The sequence below is a fragment of the Paenibacillus polysaccharolyticus genome, from assembly GCF_023714295.1.
In the GTDB taxonomy this organism is placed as follows: Bacteria; Bacillota; Bacilli; order Paenibacillales; family Paenibacillaceae; genus Paenibacillus; species Paenibacillus polysaccharolyticus_A.
On sequence record NZ_JAMAUN010000002.1, the window covers coordinates 186118 to 204980 of the forward strand.

20 protein-coding genes and 1 riboswitch are annotated in these 18863 nt (G+C 45.0%); of the genes, 3 read left to right on the forward strand and 17 right to left on the reverse strand.

The annotated features are described in order from the left end of the window. Window positions 1-77: 77 nt before the first annotated feature. From lpdA to pdhA, 4 genes are all read right to left on the reverse strand, one after another. Window positions 78-1493 carry a dihydrolipoyl dehydrogenase gene (gene lpdA / locus M3629_RS09545; RefSeq protein WP_145331519.1) on the reverse strand — a complete coding sequence of 472 codons (1416 nt, stop codon included), beginning with the start codon at window positions 1491-1493 and terminating at the stop codon, window positions 78-80. Between the two features lie 3 nt (window positions 1494-1496). Continuing rightward, on the reverse strand, window positions 1497-2819 hold the full coding sequence (locus M3629_RS09550; RefSeq protein WP_251505162.1) for a dihydrolipoamide acetyltransferase family protein: 1323 nt from the start codon (window positions 2817-2819) through the stop codon (window positions 1497-1499). A 176-nt stretch (window positions 2820-2995) separates the two neighbouring features. Next, window positions 2996-3973, reverse strand: a complete 978-nt coding sequence (locus tag M3629_RS09555) for an alpha-ketoacid dehydrogenase subunit beta (RefSeq protein ID WP_090916689.1) — start codon at window positions 3971-3973, stop codon at window positions 2996-2998. Between the two features lie 105 nt (window positions 3974-4078). After that, entirely contained in the window at window positions 4079-5146 is a 1068-nt protein-coding gene (gene pdhA, locus M3629_RS09560; protein WP_095286477.1) for a pyruvate dehydrogenase (acetyl-transferring) E1 component subunit alpha, read from the reverse strand. A 254-nt stretch (window positions 5147-5400) separates the two neighbouring features. On the opposite strand from pdhA, the gene M3629_RS09565 reads away from it, so the two are divergent. Then, complete coding sequence (locus tag M3629_RS09565; RefSeq protein ID WP_154957386.1) at window positions 5401-6135, forward strand: alpha/beta hydrolase; 735 nt, start codon at window positions 5401-5403, stop codon at window positions 6133-6135. A 249-nt stretch (window positions 6136-6384) separates the two neighbouring features. On the opposite strand, the gene M3629_RS09570 is transcribed toward M3629_RS09565, so the two are convergent. Together M3629_RS09570 and M3629_RS09575 are read right to left on the reverse strand one after the other, a co-directional pair. Beyond that, window positions 6385-6855, reverse strand: coding sequence for a low molecular weight protein-tyrosine-phosphatase (locus M3629_RS09570; protein WP_251505164.1), 471 nt, complete (start codon window positions 6853-6855; stop codon window positions 6385-6387). Window positions 6856-6861: 6 nt separating this feature from the next. Further along, window positions 6862-7557: a trimeric intracellular cation channel family protein gene (locus tag M3629_RS09575; protein ID WP_090916699.1), complete on the reverse strand. Its 696-nt coding sequence runs from the start codon at window positions 7555-7557 to the stop codon at window positions 6862-6864. A gap of 190 nt (window positions 7558-7747) precedes the next feature. Between M3629_RS09575 and M3629_RS09580 the strand changes: the two genes are divergently transcribed. Together M3629_RS09580 and M3629_RS09585 are read left to right on the forward strand one after the other, a co-directional pair. Beyond that, window positions 7748-8389 (forward strand): thiamine diphosphokinase, encoded by a 642-nt coding sequence (locus M3629_RS09580; protein ID WP_251505166.1) that lies wholly within the window; start codon window positions 7748-7750, stop codon window positions 8387-8389. Between the two features lie 339 nt (window positions 8390-8728). Next, complete coding sequence (locus M3629_RS09585) at window positions 8729-9229, forward strand: C40 family peptidase (protein ID WP_090916703.1); 501 nt, start codon at window positions 8729-8731, stop codon at window positions 9227-9229. A gap of 129 nt (window positions 9230-9358) precedes the next feature. Here M3629_RS09585 and M3629_RS09590 read toward each other — a convergent pair whose 3' ends face one another. From M3629_RS09590 to M3629_RS09640, 11 genes are all read right to left on the reverse strand, one after another. Next, window positions 9359-10060, reverse strand: a complete 702-nt coding sequence (locus M3629_RS09590; RefSeq protein ID WP_251505169.1) for a winged helix-turn-helix domain-containing protein — start codon at window positions 10058-10060, stop codon at window positions 9359-9361. A gap of 145 nt (window positions 10061-10205) precedes the next feature. Further along, window positions 10206-11255, reverse strand: a complete 1050-nt coding sequence (locus tag M3629_RS09595) for a ThiF family adenylyltransferase (RefSeq protein WP_251505172.1) — start codon at window positions 11253-11255, stop codon at window positions 10206-10208. Then, window positions 11252-12019 (reverse strand): thiazole synthase, encoded by a 768-nt coding sequence (locus M3629_RS09600; protein ID WP_251505175.1) that lies wholly within the window; start codon window positions 12017-12019, stop codon window positions 11252-11254. Before M3629_RS09600 ends, M3629_RS09595 begins: the two co-directional genes overlap by 4 nt. An 88-nt stretch (window positions 12020-12107) precedes the next feature. Beyond that, window positions 12108-12311: a sulfur carrier protein ThiS gene (gene thiS, locus M3629_RS09605; RefSeq protein ID WP_251505177.1), complete on the reverse strand. Its 204-nt coding sequence runs from the start codon at window positions 12309-12311 to the stop codon at window positions 12108-12110. Continuing rightward, window positions 12308-13552, reverse strand: coding sequence for a glycine oxidase ThiO (gene thiO, locus M3629_RS09610; protein ID WP_251505180.1), 1245 nt, complete (start codon window positions 13550-13552; stop codon window positions 12308-12310). Before thiO ends, thiS begins: the two co-directional genes overlap by 4 nt. Before the next feature lie 77 nt (window positions 13553-13629). After that, window positions 13630-14373, reverse strand: coding sequence for a thiamine phosphate synthase (locus M3629_RS09615; RefSeq protein ID WP_251505183.1), 744 nt, complete (start codon window positions 14371-14373; stop codon window positions 13630-13632). 252 nt (window positions 14374-14625) lie between these two features. After that, window positions 14626-14735, reverse strand: a riboswitch (TPP riboswitch). Window positions 14736-14774: 39 nt separating this feature from the next. Continuing rightward, window positions 14775-16328 carry an ABC-F family ATP-binding cassette domain-containing protein gene (locus M3629_RS09620; RefSeq protein ID WP_251505186.1) on the reverse strand — a complete coding sequence of 518 codons (1554 nt, stop codon included), beginning with the start codon at window positions 16326-16328 and terminating at the stop codon, window positions 14775-14777. Between the two features lie 54 nt (window positions 16329-16382). Further along, a complete protein-coding gene (locus M3629_RS09625; protein ID WP_251505188.1) occupies window positions 16383-17405 on the reverse strand; it encodes a hypothetical protein in 1023 nt (340 codons plus the stop codon). Beyond that, window positions 17392-17943, reverse strand: coding sequence for a hypothetical protein (locus M3629_RS09630; RefSeq protein WP_251505191.1), 552 nt, complete (start codon window positions 17941-17943; stop codon window positions 17392-17394). The genes M3629_RS09625 and M3629_RS09630 overlap by 14 nt, the downstream gene beginning before the upstream one ends. Continuing rightward, window positions 17940-18338 carry a hypothetical protein gene (locus M3629_RS09635; protein ID WP_251505194.1) on the reverse strand — a complete coding sequence of 133 codons (399 nt, stop codon included), beginning with the start codon at window positions 18336-18338 and terminating at the stop codon, window positions 17940-17942. The genes M3629_RS09630 and M3629_RS09635 overlap by 4 nt, the downstream gene beginning before the upstream one ends. 16 nt (window positions 18339-18354) lie before the next feature. Beyond that, window positions 18355-18840, reverse strand: a complete 486-nt coding sequence (locus M3629_RS09640; protein WP_251505198.1) for an ABC transporter permease — start codon at window positions 18838-18840, stop codon at window positions 18355-18357. Window positions 18841-18863: the final 23 nt, after the last annotated feature.

Here is an 18863-nt window from a genome sequence, read left to right on the forward strand (position 1 = left end):
ACAAGCAACGCAATTAGCGCCACTCGTCTCTTTCGAATCTACATATAATGCCGGACGAATCCGATGCTTCGATGATCTTAACGGGAGATGATGTGGATCGGGTGACCCATTACCAATTCCGCTGCTTCCATCACGATTTCGCCCAAAGTTGGGTGAGCGTGAATAGTAAGCGCCAGATCTTCCAACGTTGCGCCCATCTCGATTGCAAGACCAAGCTCAGCAATCAAGTTGGAAGCTTCCAGACCAACGATTTGGCAACCCAATACAAGGCCACTTTCTTCGTCAGCAACGATTTTCACGAAGCCTTCTGCATGGTTCAAAGATACTGCACGGCCATTACCCGCGTAAGGGAATTTACCTGCTTTTACTTTGTAACCTTTTTCTTTTGCTTCTTTCTCCGTGTAACCTACGCTGGAGCACTCAGGATCTGTGAATACAACAGCTGGCATACATTTGTAGTCTACTACAGATGGTTGTCCAGCGATTGCTTCCGCAGCCACTTTACCTTCATAAGAAGCTTTGTGTGCCAGAGCAAGACCAGATACGATATCACCAATTGCGAAGATGTGCGGGATGCTAGTGCGACCTTGGTGGTCAACCTTAACGAATCCGCGCTCATCAACGTCAACACCGATCATGTCCAGACCAAGTTCTCCGTCTGTATTAGGACGACGTCCTACAGTAACGAGCAGGTAATCTGCAGTTACTTCTTTGGACTCACCATTTACAGAATATTTAACAGTTACATCTTTATCCGTTTGCTCAGCGCTTTCCGCTTTTGCACCCGTTACGATTTCGATGCCTGTTTTCTTCATGTTTTTAGCTACAAGGCTAGTCATGTCTTTATCGAAACCTGGCAGTACCGTATCCAAACCTTCGATGATTGTTACTTTAGCACCGAATTTGGAGTACATTTGACCAAGCTCAGCGCCGATATAACCGCCACCGATTACGATCATGCTTTTTGGTACTTCAGGCAAGTTCAATGCTTCTGTCGAAGACAAGATGCGTCCGCCGAACGGGAAAGGTTTCAGTTCGATTGGACGGGAACCTGTTGCAATAATTGCATTTTTGAACTTGTAACGTGGTGACTCGTGATCGTTAAAAACACGCGCTTCGTTTTCGTTGATGAACATACACTCACCGTTAAAAACTTCAACTTTGTTGCCTTTGAGCAAACCAGCTACGCCGCCAGTCATTTTCTTAACAACGCCGTTTTTGAATTCTTGAGTTTTAGCAAAATCTACTTTTACGTTCTCGGCGGAGATACCGAAAGCATCGCCGTGAAGAGCAGACTCATATTGATGTGCAGCAGAGATCAGAGCTTTGGATGGGATACATCCGCGGTTCAAACATACGCCGCCCAGCTCGGATTTGTCTACGATCAATACGCTTTGGCCCAGTTGTGCAGCACGGATGGCAGCTACATAGCCGCCAGGTCCTGCACCAATTACTAATGTGTCGATATTGAGAGAAGCGTCGCCTACTACCATATCTTACACCTCCATAACAAGCAACTCAGGGTTAGCGAGTAGCTGTTTAATGTAATTCATAAAGTTTTGTGCTGTTGCGCCATCGATGATACGGTGGTCGAAGCTCAAGGACAATGCCATTACAGGTGCTGCAACAACTTCGCCGTTTTTGATAACCGCTTTTTCGCTGATGCGTCCTGTACCCAAGATAGCAACTTCTGGGAAGTTGATGATTGGAGTGAAGAACATACCGCCAGCAGAACCGATGTTACTGATGGAGATTGTGCTTCCTCTCATTTCGTTCGCGCTCAGTTTACCGTCGCGTCCACGAGCTGCCAGATCACGAATGGAATCAGCGATCATCCAGATGGATTTACGATCAGCATCTTTGATTACAGGAACGATCAGACCGTTGTCTGTATCTGTAGCGATACCGATGTTGTAGTATTTTTTGTACACAATTTCATTTGCTTCTTCATCAATCATTGCGTTCAACGCCGGGAATTGACGGGAAGCTGCAACCAATGCTTTAACGATAAATGGCAAGTAAGTAACTTTTGTGCCTTTTTTCTCTGCAATTGGTTTCATGCGTGTACGGAATGCAACCAATTCCGTTACGTCCACTTCGTCCATGATAGTAACGTGCGGTGCAGTGTAAGCCGATTTAACCATTGCATTGGAGATCGCTTTACGGATACCTTTGAATGGTACGCGCTCCTCTTCAAGACGTTGATCAGCTGTTGCAGCTGCAGGTGCTGCGGATTTTTTCTCTTCTTGAGCCGGAGCGTCGGAAGATGCCGCTGCGGAAGAACCGCCACCATTTTTAAAGGATTCTACATCTTCTTTGGTTACTTTACCGTTGTTGCCAGTACCGTTAACCTGAGCGATGTCTACACCTTGCTCACGAGCAAATTTACGAACGCTTGGCGTAGCCAAAACGTCTTTTGCAGGAACTGCAGGAACGCTGTTGTTGCCGCCTTCTTGAGCTGCATTGGAGCTGGAAGCTGCTGCGGAAGAACCGCTAGTGTCTGCTCCACCTTGTGCTGCGTCTTTCTCTTGTGCACCTTGGTCCTCAGCGGGAGCGTCGTCTTGCTCAGGCAGCTCGCCTTCTGCATCGATAACCGCTACAACTTCACCAACGTGGCAGATTTGACCGTCTTTAGCGAAAACTTCAGTTACTGTTCCGTTTACCGGACAAGGAACTTCAACAACCGCTTTGTCGTTCTGTACTTCCATGATGATATCGTCGTCAGTTACTTTGTCCCCAACTTTGATGTGCATCTTGATGATTTCGCCTTCGTGAAGGCCTTCGCCCAGTTCAGGGAATTTATATTCAAATTTAGCCAACTGAAAAACCTCCTTGATTATTTGCTCCATCCTGAAAACAACCCTTAGCTCCACAAACTAACTGTTACTGCGAGTGCAAATAACTGTCAATCAAGGGGCTAATGGCTGTTTACAGTGCAGCTGCGCTGCGATGTGAATCACCATACTGCGCCTTGCGGCATGTCAGATGATTGATATTAGAAGTTCATGACTTTGTTAACCGCAGCAACGATACGCGCCGGGTTAGGCAACCATGTATCTTCGATTTGTGCAAAAGGATATACTGTATCCGGGCCAGCTACACGCAGAACCGGTGCTTCCAAGTGCAGGATTGCCTTTTCATTGATTTGCGCAATGACTTCAGCTGCAACACCTGCGCTCTTTTGAGCTTCTTGTACAACAATTGCACGGTTTGTTTTCTTAACGGAAGCAACAACCGTATCGATGTCGATCGGGCTGATCGTACGAAGGTCGATAACTTCAACTTTGATCCCTTGTTTTTCAAGTTCTTCTGCAGCTTTTACAGAAGTATGAACCATCATACCGTAAGTAACGATGGTAACATCGGAACCTTCACGAACAACGTTCGCTTTACCCAATTCAACAACATAGTCTTCTTCAGGTACTTCTGCACGGAAAGCATGGTACAGGTTCAAGTGTTCCATGAAGAATACTGGATCGTTGTCACGGATGGAAGCGATCATCAAACCTTTCGCATCGTAAGGATTAGAAGGGACTACCACTTTAATACCCGGAGTTTGCGTGAGCAAACCTTCCAGAGAGTCTGTGTGCAATTCTGCCGCTTTTACACCGCCACCAAATGGTGTACGGAATACGATCGGAGAATTGTATTTACCGCCAGAGCGGAAACGCATACGAGCAGCTTGAACCACCATTTGGTCAAGGGCTTCGAAAATAAAACCTACGAATTGAATCTCAGCTACCGGACGGAAGCCTTGAATACCCAAACCTACAGCCAAACCGCCGATTGCGGATTCAGCCAGTGGTGTATCAAATACACGCTCTTCGCCAAACTCTTTTTGCAAGCCTTCCGTTACACGGAAAACGCCGCCTACATTACCAACGTCTTCACCGAAAAGCAGAACGTTAGGATCACGTTTCAACTCTACGCGAAGCGCATCACGAATTGCTTCTTTCATGTTCAATTGTGCCATTTGCTTCATTTCCTCCTTAAACATTGACAGTTCACATTTGAATTCATACATGTATACCGAGACACCAGTGCCGGCGCCGGATGTTTATGCTTTATCGGAAAAAACTTATTGGAAATCAGCTTTTTGCTCTTCCAAGTGCTTAGGCGTTTGTTCGAACATGCTGTCGATCAAGCCTGAAATCGTCATTTTCTCGGTTTTTTCCGCTTTTTTGATCTCTTCGTTCACTTTTGCTTTTGCTTCTTCTTTCACACGTGCTGTATCTTCTTCAGTCCACAGACCTTTTTTCTCCAGATATTTAGCAAAACGTGCGATTGGATCTTTTTCGCTCCACTCAGCCTCTTCTTCTTTCGTACGATACTTGGACGCATCATCAGAAAGGGAGTGTGGACGGAAACGATAAGTTACCGCTTCGATCAAAGTAGCGCCTTCTCCGTTACGTCCGCGTTCAGCAGCTTCCTGAACCGCTTTGATAACAGCGAAGATGTCCATACCGTCAACTTTAACACCTTTGATCCCTGCTGCTACCGCTTTGTGAGCGATGGACAGAGCTGCTGTTTGTTTAGCAAAAGGAGTTGTGATGGCATAACCATTGTTTTGTACAAAAAAGATCACTGGCAGTTTGTAAACACCAGCGTAGTTCAGACCTTCGTAGAAGTCACCTTCGGAAGATCCGCCATCACCTGTGTACGTGATAACCACTTGTTTTTGTTTCTTCAATTTGTAACCCATAGCAATACCCATTGCGTGCAGGATTTGTGCACCAATGATGATTTGCGGCATCAATACGTTAACGCCGTCCGGAATTTGTCCACCATGTTGGTGTCCACGGGAGTACAAGAACGCTTGATAAAGAGGAAGTCCGTGCCACACGAGTTGCGGAATGTCGCGATAGCCTGGAGCGATAAAATCTTCTTTTTCAAGAGCAAATTCACTACCTACCATTGTAGCTTCTTGACCAGATACTGGGGCATAGAAACCAAGACGACCTTGACGGCCGAGGTTTACTGCACGGTCATCCCAAGTACGGGTAAATACCATGCGATACATAATTTCTTTTAATTGATCGTCGGAAAGCTTAGGCATCATGTCTTTGTTAACAATTTCGCCGTCAGGAGACAGCACGGACAGAGCTTCTACATCCTCCGTGTATACTTCATAAGGAACCTTGCTCATTTTTTTCTTCACCTCAACAAAAAATTTGAATATCAAGTTCCGCTGTTATATTATTATTATACACCTGTTTCACTGCATACGTCAAAGAAATCCGTAATATTTTTATGTTTCCTTTTGGATTGTATGTATAACAGGGGTTTAATATTGGTATAACAGCATAATACATGATTGCGTGTTTGACCCATCCCCGCACCAGGTTAATCTTACCGTATTGCGCGGGTGAATGCAAAAATAACCCGGAAAGGTGACGTTTTATGACGGATTCCCGCTATTTGAAACGTACAATTGTTAAGGAAGAGATTGAAAGCCGTTATCTTGGCGAGAAACGAACCTTGCGTATTTATCTTCCCCCAGGCTACAACGAACTTCTAAGCTACCCTGTCGTTTATTGTCAGGATGGTGAAGAGTTTTTCAATTTTGGCCGAATCGCTACCACAGCTAACCGCATCATTCTCGATGAAGGTGCAGAACCTTTCATTATTGTAGGGGTTCAGGTAGACGTCTCTGTAAGGACTCAAGAGTACGCTCCGTTCGGCAGCCGGTTTGAAGCTTATACGAAGTGCTTTGCAGAAGAGATTATTCCCTATGTAGAAGAGAAATATCCTGTAAGACGCTCCCCGCAGGAACGTGTTCTTGCTGGTGATTCATTGGGAGGCAGTGTTTCATTGCATCTTGCACTGAAATATCCTGAGTTGTTCACCCGCGTTATCAGCATGTCTGGTGCCTTCTACTCCGCTTCTCAGGAAATCTATGCTGCAGCCGAAGACTTGTCATGGTTGTCGATCTGGATGATTGTTGGTTTGCAGGAGACGGCCTTTGAAGCCGATACCGGAACGTATGATTTTGTACAGCTGAGCCGGGATACTCGTGATCTGCTGGAGAAACGTGGTGCTCTCGTCTCCTACCAGGAAAAAGACGGGAATCACCAATGGGGCTTCTGGCAAAAGGAACTGCCTGATGCCTTGCTTTACTTTTTACAAGAAGGTTAATAGAAGATTGTCTCAAAAAGTTAATGCAGGAATGGCTAAAAGGTTCTAGCTACAATTAAATATTTCGTTGAACAGGCGGCTGCATAGCCGCTTTTCTTTTTACGATTTTTTGGACAACACGTTGTTAACGCTTACATTCATTCCCTGAAAAAGAAGCAGGAGTTCTAATTCGTTCCGTTCCTGCTTCTTTGCCATTTCACCAATAATAATGAGCTACTCAAGCTTGGCTTGTATTTTATCTAATTAAAATCAGGTTAAAGGATGATCTTCTTGAATTCTGTTCAGCAAGACATCGCAACCTGCATTCACCAGCTCGTACACTTCTTCAAAGTTCCCTGTGTAATACGGATCAGGCACTTCTCTCAGCTTTTCGTTCGGCAGCAAATCCATGAACTTGATAATCTCTGCCTCTTCTCCACCTGGCAGGCTACGTACATTCTCTGCATTAGAATTATCCATACATATAATGTAATCAAATTCAGTGAAGTCTGCACTCACAAATTGTCTTGCTGTCATGTTGGCATAAGAGATTTGATAACCATCAAGCAACTTACGGGTACCCTCATGCGGAGGTTTGCCCACATGCCAGTTGCCTGTACCAGCCGAATCAATCCGAATCTGTTCGCCAAGCCCCTTCTCCATCACTTTATGACGCATTACTGCTTCCGCCATAGGGGATCTGCAAATGTTACCGAGACATACAAATACAACGTTAATCATGATAAGTTACTCCCCCTTGCTCAAAGTCCCTTGAATTACGGATGGTGCATGTTGCGGAATAAGTTTCTCCGGCTTCAAAACGACGGTTTCGTTAGGCGTCAACGAGCGACGCGGCAGCTTCCATTTGTAGTGCACGGAACACATCCGGAAAAAGACAACTGTTGCAAAACAGATCAGCAAACCGATGTTCGTTGTAAACCAGCCCATTCCGATGGCAAACCCCGCTGCCATTGCCCATACCGCATAGATCTCATCACGAAGAACAAGTGGTTTACGTCCGGCAAGAAGATCCCGAATGATTCCTCCGCCAATTCCCGTCAGTACAGCTGCAACGATTACAGCACTGATGGGATGACCCATATTAGCCGCATACAATCCGCCCTGAATTGCAAAGGCAGCCAGTCCAATTGCATCAAACAAAGCTTCAGTCCGTTTCCAGTGACTGATCCACTTCAAGGGCAATACAAAAGCAACAGCTACAGAAACCAGCGCAAGCATGATTAACGAGCCCTGACTCCATAATGTTGTTACAGGCACGCCAATAAGCACATTCCGGATCACTCCGCCTCCGAATGCTGTCACAAGCCCAAGTACCAATACACCCAAAATATCATATTCCTCTTCCATAGCTACAAATGCACCGGACATTGCAAATGCGATCGTACCGATAATGCTGAATACTTCAAAAATGTGTAAGTCCAACCTGTTCAAACCTCACTTTTCAAGTCATCTTCATGTCGCTCTCCCCATTGTATCCGCGAGTACGGAAATTGTGCAACCACATTTTGTCGATTATACTGGTTTGGTGTATAGTTTTATACCTTAGCTCAGGATTTCGCTTCAAATATAAATCAAATGTTTTCCCTCTATAAATAAGGAAGGATGAAATAGAATGGATTATAAACGGATTGTCATCTTCACCGGCGGCCAACTCACGCAGGAATTCCTTCAGGAGATTCAACCCGATGACGTTGTCATTGCGGCAGATCGTGGTGCCTTATATTTAATTCAACATGGCATCAAGCCACACATCGCAGTAGGCGACTTCGATTCGATAACAGAAGAAGAGCGCGAGATTGTAAACAGTAATAGTATAGAATTCATTGCTTGTGATCCAATCCATAAAGATCTGACAGATACCGAAATGGCGTTTGAAACCGCTCTGGATCATGAACCCACTCATATTCTCATCTTTGGTGCAACGGGCACACGAATGGATCATACCCTGGCGAATGTCCATATCATGGTTCGTGCTATGCAGCATCATATCTCTTGTGCGTTGCAGGATGAGCATAATTATATGACGCTGACCACCTCAAGTGCCGTTGTCGAGCAACGCGGTTATACCTATGTATCTTTGCTGCCATTAACGCATGAGGTCACAGGGATCTGCCTTGAAGGATTCATGTATCCTTTGGATCAAGCCACTATACGTATGGGACAATCTCTAGGGATCAGTAACAAGCTACTGGACCAATCAGGCACAGTAACGATTGATAGCGGCCTGCTGCTCATTATTCAGAGCAAAGACTGAACACTAAAGTGCGAATATAGTAAGGGATTCAAAAGAGTTACGGGGTCAAAACCTACAGCTCAACGTTCAATTATTACTTTTTTGTAACCAGTTATTTTGTGTTCTAAATCAACTCAAATGAAAAAATCCCCTTGATAATCAAGGGGATTTTTGTTTTTTATCTATTTCTCTATTCGTCAATGATTAATTTTTTGACATTTTTAATCGTATTTTAATAATCACATCTAAACCACTGCCCTATCAGCCTTTTCGCTTATGTATCCAATTTCTAGGGTGTTACAAACCTGTTATACTCGCTCTAGCAACTTAACGAAAACGAATTTTGGAGGTACTAACTACATGAAAACAAACTTCTTCATCCAAAAGGCCGTAACCGTCGGGTTGTGCGCTACACTAGGTTTTGGAGCTGTATTAATGACAAATGCACCTGTTGCACAAGCCGCAACGGCATCCGTATCAACAGGACAGCAAATTGTAAACTATGGTAAAAAATTCACTGGAACTCCATATAAATTTGGTGCTTCAACAACAACAACCAGATACTTTGACTGTTCTTCTTTCATGAAGTACATTTTCAAAAAATATGGTGTAGATCTTCCGCGCACTTCCGTACAACAATCCAAAGAAGGTAAATTCGTCTCTAAAGCCAATCTTCGTGTCGGTGATATGGTGTTCTTCTCGAGCGGCAGCCGCTCTACGGGATCTAACATTACTCACGTTGGTGTGTATGCTGGAAACGGAAAAATTCTTCACACGTACGGCTCTCCAGGTGTAACGCTGTCAGATCTGAACTCCGGTACGTGGAAAAGAACGTACATTACAGCTCGCCGCGTCCTGTAGTCTATCTGTCCCCATATAACCTAAAACTGACGACCGGATCAATCGATCCGGTTTTTTTCATATCATCCTATCTTTAATTACCCGAATCAATCCTGGATTTAAACAGGAGAATGGTGGAATATTTAATCATTAGCTATCTACCAGCATATAACCTATCCCTCGAACCGTCTGAATCAACTTCATCTCCCTGCCTCTATCCACTTTCACCCGCAGATGTTTAATGTAGACATCGACAACGTTCGTATCCATGGCAAACTCATACCCCCATACCTCGCGTAAAATATCTCCCCGTGTGCACGCTTCATTTAAATGCAAAGCTAAAAACTCCAATAATTCATATTCTTTCGGAGTCAGGTTCAGATATTGTCCTCCACGGCTCACTCTTCGCGAACGCAGATTAAGTCTGAGGTCTTGAACTATAATGATTTCCTCACCTTCATGGGAAACACTTGCAAACAACCGAAGTAGGCTGCGAATTCTCGCAAGCATAACCTTCCAATGAATAGGCTCCTCCATTACATCATTCGCTCCAAAATCAAGCCAGTCAATAACCCGTTGCGGCGAAACTTCAGGAATAATCACCATTAAAGGGGTAGATGAAATTGAATTCATCCATTTCTTCAATGTTATTTTATCCTGTTCACGCTGATGCACGTCCTCAAACTCTCGCTCCACCAAAATAATCAAATGCGGACGAACAACCTTAAAATCCACTATGTCGTTTAATTCAAACCATTCTACACGCTTCACCTCATAGCCCGCTTCTTGCATGATGCGCTCTATACTTCCCACTAATTCCCCAGTACCAACTAATATGATCGCTGTTTTCATCGTTTCTCACCCGGCCCGTCTGGTTTCCGTTGCTACTTGGCATGGATTGTACCGTTAGGATGCCTTAAAAAGAAAAAGTCCATCCCCGAGGGGAACAGACTTTGTCCATGAATGAGTTTTAATATTTCACATGATTGACTATGGTTTAGCCGAAATACCGATGAACCAACGTACGTGCCTCCGACGTATCTTTCGTGCCGTGAACAAGCACACGGCCATCCTGAAAAATGACCAACCGATGTTGGCCTACTGTGAATGACACCAAGAAAGGATTCATTTCCACCTTTCCTTCACCAAGCCGTTCCAATCGCTCTGCTGTCTGCGGAAGGTCCAGTTGCATGCGACGTGCAGGACGAATCTGAACAGTATCCCTACCACACAACACATCGGTTTTCTCCAGGTTGGATGCGGAAAGAAACGGATACGTAGCTGCCGGGCTACATGATGCACATTCTTGCTTTTTCGCCCCATCTACATTAATGGATATGTACTCGTTCCTCCACACATCAAATGACAGCAATTTACGCCGAAGAGCAGCTCTGTTACCACTCAGCAGTTTCATTGCTTCCGCTGTCTGATTGGCCGTCACCATCTGCACCGCTTGAGGAATGATCCCCGACGTATCACAAGTATCCCCACCAAGCGGCACTTCTCCTAATAGGCAGTTCAAACAAGGTGTATCACCAGGCAAAAACGTATACGTAATACCATAGCTACCCACACACCCTCCATATATCCATGGAATGTTGTGTTTCTGTGCCATATCATTAATCAGTAATCTAGTATCAAAATTATCCGTTGCATCCATGATCAAATCGGTGTGCCCAACTAGTTCTTCGAGTTCATCCACTCGCACATCCATCACTTTGGCTTGAATACGAACGGTTGAATTAATTGCTGTTAACCGTTTGGCAGCCGCCATCGCTTTTGGCATGCGTTCAATCGCATCCTGTTCAACATAAAGTTGTTGCCGCTGGAGGTTACTCCACTCCACATAATCCCGGTCTACAATGGTAATTTGCCCGACACCGGAACGCGCTAAAGTTTCTGCAATACCCGTTCCAAGTGCCCCGGCTCCGATAATTAAAACTTTGCTGTCTTTCAGCCTCGCTTGACCTTCTTTGCCGAACGGAGCATATCGTTCCTGTCTGGAATAACGATCCCTCTGCTCCGCATGATGTAACTGATCTGTCATGTATGAACCATTCCTTCCACCGGACTGCTTGCTGCTGCATAACGTTTCACAGGAATCATGCCTGCAGTGTACGCCAGTCTGCCCGCTTCAACCCCGAGCCGCATCGCTTTTGCCATAACCACAGGATCATCTGATCCAGATACAGCAGTGTTAAGCAACACACCGTCTGCCCCGAGTTCCATGGCATAAGCGGCATCTTTGGGAGACCGTAACCCTGCATCTACAATAACAGGAACTGCTGCTTGTTCTATAATGATTTGGAGATTATAAGGGTTGATGATGCCTCTACCAGCTCCAATCGGTGAAGCTCCCGGCATGACTGCATGTACACCAAGTAACTGGAGCCGTTTAGCTAGAATAACGTCGTCCGAAATATAGGGCAACACGGTGAATCCTTTTTCAAGCAACATGCTACAAGCCTTGTACGTTTCAAGCGGATCAGGCAGTAACGTTACTCCGTCACCGATGACTTCGACTTTTATCATATCACAAAGCCCCGAAGCCCGCGCAAGTTCAGCGATTCTTACGGCTTCCTCCGCAGTCGAAGCACCCGCTGTATTGGGTAGCAACGTATATTGGCTTAGATCCAACGTATCTAAAAAGTGCTGCTTGCCCGCCGCCTCCAGATTTAGACGACGTACAGCAAAGGTCAGCACTTGGGTACCGGAGGCTTCCACGGCCATGCTCTGAACTTTCATATCGCTGAACTTGCCTGTTCCAAGCAGCAACCTTGATTCAAACGAGTATTTACCAATCGTTAACATCTTTTAACCTCCTCGGTTTTAACCAATTCGCAACCAACAACCACTAAACCAACACGAAGATTCAACTCTCGCCCGTGAAATCCGTTGCTTAGCCCCCTCCGACAAAATGAACAATCTCAATCCGATCGCCTTCTCTTAACGTTGTTGTTTCATGGTGCTCTTTGGTCAAAATATTGCGATTCAACTCAACTACCACGGTTTTTACTTGCAAGTTGAATGATTGCAGTAATTTGTCAACACGATTTAACCCGTCGTCAACCTCCATCTTTTGGCCGTTCACAACAATGTTCACAACATAGCCTCCCTTCTGTTCATTCGGTCAGGCGATAATGCCTCAATCCCAATCTCTTCAGCACTCTTGCCATCTAGCATATCTGCGATCCAGCGACCTGTTATTGCACTGAGCAATATTCCATTACGAAAATGTCCATACGCTGCATACAAGCCTGAAATCCCTTCACATTTGCCTATATACGGCAGTCCATCAGGGGTGGAAGGTCTTATACCTGCCCATGCCCGCACAAAGTCCGCCTCCTTGATTCCCGGAACCCAATAACTTGCCGCTCCAAGCAATCGTTGCACACTATTTACCGATACGCTGTGATCTTTTCTTCCTGGCAAACTGGTTGCACCGATCCACACCTCTCCGTTTGCTTTCGGAACAATATAGACATCTTCTGCATATACCGTGCGATCGGGTCTATCTCCAGCCTGATCTGTAGTAAACCGAACGGCCATAATTTCACCTTTCACCGGACTTGAAGGCAAAGCGACCCCTACTTGATGCATGAGTTGCTCCCCGTGTAAACCAGCAGCTATGATGATATGTTTGCAACACACCTCTCCCTTAGCCGTTTTAATCCCTTGAACACCATGCTTATCAACGATCAGCCGAACATCTTGAACTCCTTCTAAAATGCGGGCACCCATCATTTCAGCTGATCTCGCATAAGCTCTTGTCAATGACACGGGCAACACTTCGCTCTCCAATGATCGGTAATAAGCGCCGTACGTATCCCGATTCAACCACAACGCTTCTCGTTGCACTATGCTTCGATCCCACCAAAGTTGCTGCACTCCGGAAGTGGTATTTCGTTTATCCTTGTATTTACTTAGATCACCGTATGAACGAAACGGTGTGATAAATCCGTTGCGCCGTAAGCCAAGATCCATTCCTGTTAAAGCGGATATTTGCTCTTTGTGCTTATGAAGTAATTCCCTACTGTCATATGCGGCTTGTGCCATGAGTGGATGAGCAAAATCCTCACTATCTGCTGCCAGCATGCCGGCAGCTGCACATGAAGCTCCGCTAGCAATTTCCGACTGCTCAACAAGCAGTACTTCCTGACCTCGGGATGCCAGTTCAAAAGCAATCGCACAGCCTATGACTCCACCGCCCACAATGATTGTTTCTGCATGAAAGGTTTCTGGTTTCTTAGTTGAAGTTTCGGATAGCGATAGCCGCTTAAACTTATCTTGTTCACACGATGAGTCGATCACTTCCTCGGGTTGACTCGGTCCTCTCTGTACCATTTTGTCATCTCCTTGTTTGAACAACATTCCGATCTTATTAGGTTGGCGTCATTTCCAACTTTTTGATCGAGAAACATTCACTTCACCGCTTCCACAGCCTGTTTAAGAAGCGCAGCAGCATGAGCAGGGTTTGCATGTTTTAACACACTTGAGATCACAGCAGCACCCCTGGCTCCCGCAGACCTGACGGCCCGAATGTTATCCGGCTGAATCCCCCCAATTGCAATAACAGGTACCTTGACACTGGAGCACACTTCCGATAACACATCTAATCCCCTCGCTACAGAATCCGGTTTGCTTGCACTTGCGTACACATGCCCAAAAAAAAGGTAATCCGCGCCATACTCTTCGGCAATTGTCGCTTCATGCAACGAATGCACCGATATCCCCAATCTAAGCTGCAAATTATGCCTGATTTCCGTTGTTTTCGTTAATCGTGCTCTTTCCAGCATGGCCTGACTCCAATGTATCCTTTGAAAAACATCACCAGGAGCAGTGCTTTTCGCGCCATTAATTACAATACGGGATGCCGGAACACCAGACTCTACCATTAACTTTGCCCAGTTGTAACGTTCATACAGGGGAAGGTGTTTTTCCCGGATATGAATGTAATGTACGTAAGGCCAAATTTCCTTGGCTGCCTTCAACATGGCTACTTGTTCACCTTTATTCGTGGATATGACATGCAGCTCAAAAAAGGGATGATCTTGTTCGCGCTCTAGTCTAAACGTTGGTTCAGATCTCTCTGTCCGATTGCGCCGCTGGCTTGTCGACGATTTGCGTGATTCATGTGCTTCATCCTCAAACATTACGGTATTCATTCTCGTTCTCTCTCCTTTCAGCTACAAGCTTGCAGAAGTGGCAATGACAAATATAAATCAAAAAAAGCCACTCCCGTAGGGAGTGGCTGCGTATAAACTAAGGTTCAGTTCAAGAGCAAGCGTGTGACAAATACCTGGTAAACAGTTAATAGTTATATCTATATCTATTAGTTACAACTATAGCTGTATGCTCGATATCGAAACGCTTGGCATTACGGTGTAATGACATCCTATTTCAATTACTACCGTTTTCGCTGAAACGCGCCACTTCCCTACGCTGGTATGATCCAGATCAGGTGCAAAGGGTCCGGAATCGCATTCTTCCATCTCAGCCGCATCGTGCGGCCCCCCTAGTGTTCATATGAAGTTGTAGCCTATATTACCACAACCGGTTTTTTTTGTCATCGTGCTTTTTCGGACCACTCTTCTACATCCCACGTTTTGGTGACCCAGCCTTCATAAAAATCCGGTTCGTGCGATACAAGTAAAACGGTTCCTTTATATTCCTTCAGCGCCCGCTGTAGCTCAGCCTTCGCCGTTACATCCAGATGGTTTGTCGGCTCATCAAACAAGACCCAGTTGCTCTCACGCATCAATAGTTTGCACAAACGGACTTTGGCTTGCTCCCCCCCGCTCAGCATGTTAAGCGGACGAGTAATATGCTCATTTTTGAGCCCGCAACGTGCAAGATGTCCTCGTACCTCGTTCTGCGTTAGATGTGAAAACTCGTTCCATACATCATCGATCGGTGTAATATTCCCGGCTCGCACTTCCTGTTCAAAGTATGCCGTCTCCAAATAATCTCCAAGAAACGTTTTTCCGCTTATTGGCGCGATTTTACCCAAGATCGTTTTAAGCAGTGTTGATTTACCTACCCCATTACACCCCACAATCGCGATCTTTTCACCACGTTCAATCGTCATGGTCATCTTAGGTAGTAATGGGTACGTATAACCGATCTCAAAATCAATACCTTCAAAAACGGTTTTGCTACTTGCGCGGGCATCCTTGAACTTAAATGTTGGTTTTGCTGCTTCGTCTGGTCGATCAATTCGCTCGACCTTTCCAAGTTGTTTTTCCCGGCTTTTCGCTCGACCAGAGGTCGAAGCTCGAGCTTTGTTGCGTTGAATGAAATCTTCCTGCTTTTTGATATACTCCTGTTGCTTCTCATAGGCATCAATATGCTGTGCTTTCTGCATATCTGCCATTTCAAGAAATTTCTCATAGTTGGCCGCATAACGCGTCAATTTTGCAAATTCCAGATGATAAATGACATTAACCACTTCATTCATGAACTCTGTATCATGGGAAATCAATAGAAAAGCATATGGGTAGTCTTTCAAATATCTAGTTAGCCACTCAATATGCTCTACATCCAGATAGTTTGTCGGCTCATCCAACAAAAGGGCAGTGGGTTTCTCCAACAACAATTTTGCAAGCAGGACTTTCGTACGTTGTCCACCACTGAGAGCCGCAACATCTCGATCAAGGCCTATTGCATTTAATCCCAAACCGTTTGCCATTTCTTCCACTTTCACATCGATCAGATAAAAATCGCCCTGTTCGAGCTGTTCCTGAATATCGCCCATTTCTTCAAGCAACTGCTCAAGTTTGTCTGAATCGGCATCAGCCATCTGATCGGTAATTGTCATCATTTGCTTCTCCAGTTCCAGTAGCGGCAGAAAAGCATCTTTAAGCACATCACGAATGGTCTTGCCTGGTGTTAACTTCGTATGTTGATCCAAATAGCCATATCGAACTTTTGGCGTCCATTCCACTTTACCGCTATCCTTAAGCAATTTTCCGGTGAGAATATTCATTAGGGTTGATTTTCCGGCACCATTAGCTCCAACCAGACCCACTCGTTCTCCAGCAAGCAGACGAAACGAAACATTTTTAAATAACGTACGGTCTCCAAAATTGTGACTGACGTTCTCTACTGACAATAAACTCATAAGATGAGACTGCTCCTATCTATTTACATTACTTTTAGCTCACGTTCCAAAACCCTATTTTAGCACAGGTTTAGCCTTTTCTGAAAGTAATGACACATGGGTGGAGCAATCATATTCGAAATAACCTCTGGCGGCCGCCTGCTTTGCAGTTGTAAACACCTCTTCAGCACGAAAACCGGGGTTACAGGTGGCAGGATAATGATATTTAATGCTTGTTGCGGGGTCAATCCCGCCAATGATCGCCGTTTTTTTGACCAGCCGACCTCCACCAATGGCATAATTGTTAATCTTCTGATCTCCTACAGCGATACCCTGTATAAAAGCCATAATGCCCGTATCATTGATCGAATTGTACCAATCTTCCTGCGAGACCAAAGGCATCGTGAATACATAAGAGACACCATTTCTCCTGGCAAATTCATTATGTCGATTGATTACATCCGCAAGCTCGCTCTGTATCCGGGTCACGATCCGGCTGCGCCGCACCTGTTCAAAAGTTGTAGATTCCTGAAGCAATGTTATCGTGGAATTCCCGGCTAGCTCCTGCTGAAACCCTTCGATCCATTCCCCTGCACCAGCATCATAAGCATGCACATAACCGTCAAGTGTGAAATTAATGCTATTTCCGTCTGAATCTGAATATGTATAAAGTTTTTTGGGACTCCATACATGTCTATAAGAGTTTTCCAACTCCCCGGTCATCTCGGCTTCTTTGGCAAAAATGTAGTAACCATCGTAATCCAGAACTATAATTGCTGGAATATAATCAAACATATGTTGAATTGCTGCCTTGTCCTCCTGTATTCCCATGTTTAATGCCATCGTTTGGGTAAAGGTAGTCAATGCCAGTTCCTTATCCGCTCTAACAAACTTGGCAGAATCATAACCTGCTTCAGCATGTTGTTTTTCATTCTGGTGCATGACCGAGCCAGCATCCATCACTGCGGTTTGTAACGCTGTTTTGTAGCGATAAGCCAGTTCATTGGCTTCTTGCGCATCTTGCGCATGAAACGAGAGGATATAAAATAACGGAAAGAAAATGAGAATAAATACGATAGAAAGCTCAGTAATCTTCATTCAGTACCATACCTCCATAAGATGCAAAAACCGCAGAAGCCTGAACTGTACCTTGTAACCATTCTCGTATCATCATGGAAGGTGTGCGGTTGGTACTTTTAAGACTCACGGTGAAGAAGTCACCCATATTGAGCGTATATCTGCGCCCGGGATCATTGACGGACAATGTGCTAGAAAACGGATATAACCGCTCCTGAATCTGTGACAAGTAGTATGCATCATGGACAACCTCGTATGTACCCGTGAAGCTACTCTGAATCATCGGATCTGAATACTGTGGGACATATTTTTTGTGTAAATGTTCCATGGATATGTCATAGTTGTTGCCCGTTTGGGCTAACTGTTCTTGAAACTCCGCGAGCATTCGAGGTGAGATATATCCCTTGGTGCGGACAGCATCCACAAATCTTATGACACTCTGAGTCGCTGTCAAGCGTGCTATATCATCCTGACGTTCAGCAGTCTCGGCTGCAGGATACACATAGAGCAGTAAAACGGCAAGCAATACCGCAAACAATTTGGATACTGCATTGATCACGGTCTCTGTACCTCCTTCCTAAAAGAAAGCTTTAACAATTCACCGGATGCACTTCGGTTATATTCAGCTCGATAATTCCCATCCAGCTCAACCGGAATCATAGCTGATCGATGTTCAAGTGGATCAATCACATACTCATGACCGTCTAACTCAACATGAACCCCTGTACCTGTCATTTGCCGCACCGTATGAAGAACCTCAGCTCCGGTGTATCCGACAAAACCACCTGTAAGAAGTGTCGTATGAACTCTTCCTTCCATAGCCGCATTTGTTTTCACCCTGTCATTCAAGGCTTCGTTTAAAATACGGATATTCCACTGCCCGTACAGGCAGGCTGTCACAAAAAGGACAACCGCCGTACAGAACAGCATCATATGCTGTGTGTTCCGGGTCATATTCAACCAGCTCCAGTCAGGATTGCTGGAATATCAGACCTCTAACCACATTGGATCGGTCTTTAACGATAATGGCCTTAAATTTACCGCTTGGATTAACGTATTGATTTTCCTTTTCACTCATCGTCTGATTAATACTACCTACCTTGTCATCAGGTGCAATGACAGAACCATAGTCCGGGTTATTAACATCCTGAGAGATGTTAAGCTGATTACCGTACCACTGTCCGCCTTTGTTTTTACCCGTAATAACCTGGATGCCAAACTGGTCCTTGTCCGCATATTTACGTAAAGCGTTAGTCACTTGTGATCCACTGATGGTTGTTCCGTCATATACCGTGAACGCTGCCTGAGAAAGCTCGGTTTGAATATCAGCAAAGTTATTTTGCGCTGTTTTGGTTGCCTCCTGTGCCGAAATAAATAACAATACTACGATCGTAATCAAAGCAATCGTCAAAAATATCCCCGCTGCCACCTTTAAAGCGCTTGATGCATTATTCATACGAAATACCCTCCTAAAATGTT

Excerpts from the sequence above, each read along its gene's own strand:
- lpdA (WP_145331519.1), bottom strand. The coding sequence starts at position 1,493 with ATGGTAGTAGGCGACGCTTCTCTCAATATCGACACATTAGTAATTGGT.
- M3629_RS09555 (WP_090916689.1), bottom strand. The coding sequence starts at position 3,973 with ATGGCACAATTGAACATGAAAGAAGCAATTCGTGATGCGCTTCGCGTA.
- pdhA (WP_095286477.1), bottom strand. The coding sequence starts at position 5,146 with ATGAGCAAGGTTCCTTATGAAGTATACACGGAGGATGTAGAAGCTCTG.
- M3629_RS09565 (WP_154957386.1), top strand. The coding sequence starts at position 5,401 with ATGACGGATTCCCGCTATTTGAAACGTACAATTGTTAAGGAAGAGATT.
- M3629_RS09570 (WP_251505164.1), bottom strand. The coding sequence starts at position 6,855 with ATGATTAACGTTGTATTTGTATGTCTCGGTAACATTTGCAGATCCCCT.
- M3629_RS09580 (WP_251505166.1), top strand. The coding sequence starts at position 7,748 with ATGGATTATAAACGGATTGTCATCTTCACCGGCGGCCAACTCACGCAG.
- M3629_RS09585 (WP_090916703.1), top strand. The coding sequence starts at position 8,729 with ATGAAAACAAACTTCTTCATCCAAAAGGCCGTAACCGTCGGGTTGTGC.
- M3629_RS09590 (WP_251505169.1), bottom strand. The coding sequence starts at position 10,060 with ATGAAAACAGCGATCATATTAGTTGGTACTGGGGAATTAGTGGGAAGT.
- M3629_RS09595 (WP_251505172.1), bottom strand. The coding sequence starts at position 11,255 with ATGACAGATCAGTTACATCATGCGGAGCAGAGGGATCGTTATTCCAGA.
- M3629_RS09600 (WP_251505175.1), bottom strand. The coding sequence starts at position 12,019 with ATGTTAACGATTGGTAAATACTCGTTTGAATCAAGGTTGCTGCTTGGA.
- thiO (WP_251505180.1), bottom strand. The coding sequence starts at position 13,552 with ATGGTACAGAGAGGACCGAGTCAACCCGAGGAAGTGATCGACTCATCG.
- M3629_RS09615 (WP_251505183.1), bottom strand. The coding sequence starts at position 14,373 with ATGAATACCGTAATGTTTGAGGATGAAGCACATGAATCACGCAAATCG.
- M3629_RS09620 (WP_251505186.1), bottom strand. The coding sequence starts at position 16,328 with ATGAGTTTATTGTCAGTAGAGAACGTCAGTCACAATTTTGGAGACCGT.
- M3629_RS09625 (WP_251505188.1), bottom strand. The coding sequence starts at position 17,405 with ATGAAGATTACTGAGCTTTCTATCGTATTTATTCTCATTTTCTTTCCG.
- M3629_RS09635 (WP_251505194.1), bottom strand. The coding sequence starts at position 18,338 with ATGACCCGGAACACACAGCATATGATGCTGTTCTGTACGGCGGTTGTC.
- M3629_RS09640 (WP_251505198.1), bottom strand. The coding sequence starts at position 18,840 with ATGAATAATGCATCAAGCGCTTTAAAGGTGGCAGCGGGGATATTTTTG.